Source organism: Variovorax sp. P4_D9 (assembly GCF_056401695.1).
In genome coordinates, this window is sequence record NZ_JBFUIU010000896.1 from 1 (window position 1) to 3434 (window position 3434).

The 3434-nt window shown below is 66.4% G+C and carries 3 protein-coding genes and 1 pseudogene; all 4 read right to left on the reverse strand.

Annotated elements, in window-relative coordinates; all coding sequences use genetic code 11:
* Window positions 1–107: pseudogene (locus tag AC1DY5_RS47750) on the reverse strand (acetaldehyde dehydrogenase (acetylating)); the annotation flags it as partial.
* Window positions 108–156: 49 nt separating this feature from the next.
* Window positions 157–939 carry a 2-oxopent-4-enoate hydratase gene (gene dmpE / locus AC1DY5_RS47755; RefSeq protein ID WP_478121366.1) on the reverse strand — a complete coding sequence of 261 codons (783 nt, stop codon included), beginning with the start codon at window positions 937–939 and terminating at the stop codon, window positions 157–159.
* A 14-nt stretch (window positions 940–953) separates the two neighbouring features.
* Entirely contained in the window at window positions 954–1805 is an 852-nt protein-coding gene (locus AC1DY5_RS47760) for an alpha/beta fold hydrolase (protein WP_478121367.1), read from the reverse strand.
* A gap of 14 nt (window positions 1806–1819) precedes the next feature.
* Complete coding sequence (locus AC1DY5_RS47765) at window positions 1820–3274, reverse strand: 2-hydroxymuconic semialdehyde dehydrogenase (RefSeq protein ID WP_478121368.1); 1455 nt, start codon at window positions 3272–3274, stop codon at window positions 1820–1822.
* Between the last annotated feature and the right edge of the window lie 160 nt (window positions 3275–3434).

Genomic DNA, 3434 nt, shown 5'->3' on the forward strand with positions numbered 1-3434 from the left:
ATGCCCACCATCCACACCGGCTCCAGCACCGCGCTGCGCTGCAGCTTGGCCAGCAGGTCGGTGCCGATGTTGCCGGGCCCGATCAGGGCGCATTTCACTTTCTTCACAGGGACTCTCCAGTCGATTGAATGGGTTGTGGGCCGCGGGGTGGCGGCTTCAGACGAAGCGCACCGAGCAGCCGCCGATGCCGCCGATCGTCACGCGCAGGTTGTCGCCGGCCTTGACCGGCACCATGATCGCCAGCGACCCCGACAGCACGACTTCGCCGGCCTTCAGCGGGATGCCCAGCTGACCGAGCGTGTTGGCCAGCCATGCCACCGCGTTGGCCGGTGCGCCGAGTGCGGCCGCGCCRGCGCCCGTGGCGACGATCTCCCCGTTCTTCTCGAGCACCATGCCGCAGGTGTTGAGATCCACCTCGAGCGRGGATACGACGCGGTCGCCGAGCACGAACACGCCGCAGGAGGCGTTGTCGGCGACCGTGTCCTGGATCTTGATCTTCCAGTTGCGGATGCGCGAGTCGACGATCTCGAAGCAGGCCATCACGCCTTCGGTGGCAGCGATCACATCGGCGGCGCTGACGCCGGGGCCGACCAGGTCGCGCTTGAGGATGAAGGCGATCTCGCCTTCGACCTTAGGCTGGATCAGCGTGGACGCCTCGATGGCCTCGCCTTCGTTGTAGACCATGCCGTCGAGCAGCATGCCGAAGTCCGGCTGGTAGACRCCCAGCATGTTCATCACCGCCTTGGAGGTGACGCCGATCTTCTTGCCGACGATGGTTTCACCGGCCTCGACGCGGCGCGCGTTCAGGCGCTGCTGGATGCGGTAGGCGTCCTCGATCGTGATGTCGGCATGGCGCGTGGTCAGCGGATCGACGACGCGGCAGGCCTTCAGTGCGTCGTACAACTCGTCGCCGAGTGCTTGGATCAGTTGTTCGTTCATCGTGTTCTCGGATATCAGCCGTTCAGGCGCTTGGGTTCATCGGGGCTCGCCTCGGAGAGGAAGTTGCCGACCAGTTGCGCGAAGCGCGCGGCGTGCTCGATCTGCGTCCAGTGACCGCATTGGCCGAACACGTGCAGTTGAGCGCGCGGGATCCAGCTCGACAAGGTCAACGACGTCGAGAGCGGGATCACGCGGTCCTCGCGGCCGTGGAGGACGAGCGTCTCGTGGGCGATGCGGCGGATGTCGGCTTCGTTGCTGGCCATCGCATCGATCCAGCGCTGCCGCGGCGCGGGGAACATCGCCGCGAAAGACTCCTGGACGCCCGGGCGGATGCTAGCCTCGTAGCGAAGCTGAGCCAGTTCATCGCTGACCAGGTTGCGGTCGCAGGCAAAGATGTCGAGCAGCTCGCGCATGCGCGCCAGCGACGGCGCATAGCCCCACACCGCGTCCAGCCCCGGCGTGATCGCAAACGGCACGCCGACGCTTCCCATGAGCACCAGCCGCCGCACCCGCTGGGGGTGCCGGATCGTCAGTGCCAGCGCCAGCGCACCGCCAAAGGAGTTGCCGACCAGGTCGGTCTGCTCGACGTCCAGCGCATCGAGCACGCCGATCGCCTGGGCGACCCAGGCGTCCATGTCGTAGCGCTGCCCTGCCGGCCTTTCGGTGTAGCCGAAGCCCACCATGTCCGGCGCGATCACCCGCGCCTGCCGGGCCAGCACCGGCATCGCCAGCCGCCAGTTCGCCCAGGCCGTCACACCGGGTCCCGAGCCGTGGATCATCAGAAGGGGAGGGCCGCTGCCCAGGTCGTACACATTGGTACGAATGCCTGCCGCAAGCACCGACTGCGCGATTTCGGGATTGCTCATCTCATGCCAGTCCTTCAGAGCTTGATGCAGACGTTCTTGAGCTCGGTGTAGAACTCGAGCGAATGGACGCCTCCTTCTCGACCGATGCCCGACTGCCTGGCGCCGCCGAAGGGCGTGCGCAGATCGCGCAGGAACCAGCTGTTGACCCAGGACAGGCCGACGTTCATGCGCTGCGCGATGCGGTGCGCGCGCGACACGTCGTGGGTCCAGATCGCACATGCGAGCCCGTACGCGTTGTCATTGGCCTTGGCCAGCACCTCTTCCTCGCTGTCGAAGGGCGCGACGTGGCAGCAGGGGCCGAAGATCTCTTCCTTGATCACGCGCGCCGTCTCGGGCAGCCCGGTCCAGATCGTCGGCTGCACCCAGGCGCCTTCAGCGAGCGCGCCTGTCATTGCCGGCACACCACCACCGGTCACCACGGTGGCCCCCTCGTCCAGAGCGAGCTTGTAGTAGGAGAGCACCTTGCCCTGATGCTCCTGGCTGATCAACGGGCCCATGCCGGTGGCCGCGTCTTGGGGGGGGCCGAGCTTCAGGCCTTCGGCGCCCTTCTTCATGGCAGCCACGAATCGGTCGAAGATCGACCGCTCGACATACACCCGCTCGGTCCCCAGGCACACCTGACCGCAGTTGGCGAAGACGGAGCGCATCGTGCCCTCGATCGCGGCGTCGAAGTCRCAATCGGCGAAGACGATGGCGGCATTCTTGCCGCCCATCTCCAGGCTCACTGGTCGCGCGCCGTGAGCCGCGGCTTTCATGATGACTTCGCCGGTTCGGGTCTCGCCGGTGAACGTGATGGCATCGACCTGCGGATGTGTCGTGACGAACTCTCCGGCCGAGCCGGGGCCGAAGCCGTGCACCACGTTGTAAACGCCCTTGGGTATGCCGGCCTCGTTCATCACCTCGCCGAGCAACGCGGCGGTCTGCGGCGTTTCTTCCGAAGGCTTCACGACCACCGTGTTGCCGCAGGCCAGCGCCGGGCCGACCTTCCATGTCATCAGCAGCAGCGGCAGGTTCCACGGGCAGATCACGCCGACCACCCCGACCGGGCTTCGCCAGCCGTAATTGATCGCACCGCGGCCGTCGGGCGTTGCCATCTCGAAGAACTCGGTCGGCACGTTCTTCACCACGTCGGCGAAGATCTTGAAATTGGCCGCTCCGCGCGGAATGTCGAGGTGGCTTGCCAGGCTCATCGGCTTTCCGGTGTCGGCGCATTCGACGGCGACGAATTCGTTGAAGCGCCGATGGATGCCATCAGCCACGGCATAGAGGCGCTCCACGCGCTCGGCCACCGGCATGCGGGACCACGGTCCATGGAGCGCCGCGCGCGCGGCAGCCACTGCGGCATCCACCTCGGCGCGCCCGGCCTCGTGCACCTGCGCGATGACCTCGCCGGTCACCGGCGAGCGCTTGGCGAAGGTCTTATCTGTGCCGGTGTGTTCCCCGTTGATGAAGTTGAGGATCTGTTTCATGGCGTGGATTGCAAAGTTGATATCAAGGATTCGGGCTCAGCCGGGGCGCGCCAGGCATGCGCAGGAACGCCGCCGGCACGCCGCTGCTCTTGGTCGGTCCGGCTTCGCTCAGGTGTAGACGTCGGTGAACGACGCCACCAACTCGCCCGTGTGATAGAAG

Bases quoted from the DNA above. Each gene is read 5' to 3' on its own strand.
- AC1DY5_RS47760 (WP_478121367.1), bottom strand. From the start codon at position 1,805: ATGAGCAATCCCGAAATCGCGCAGTCGGTGCTTGCGGCAGGCATTCGT.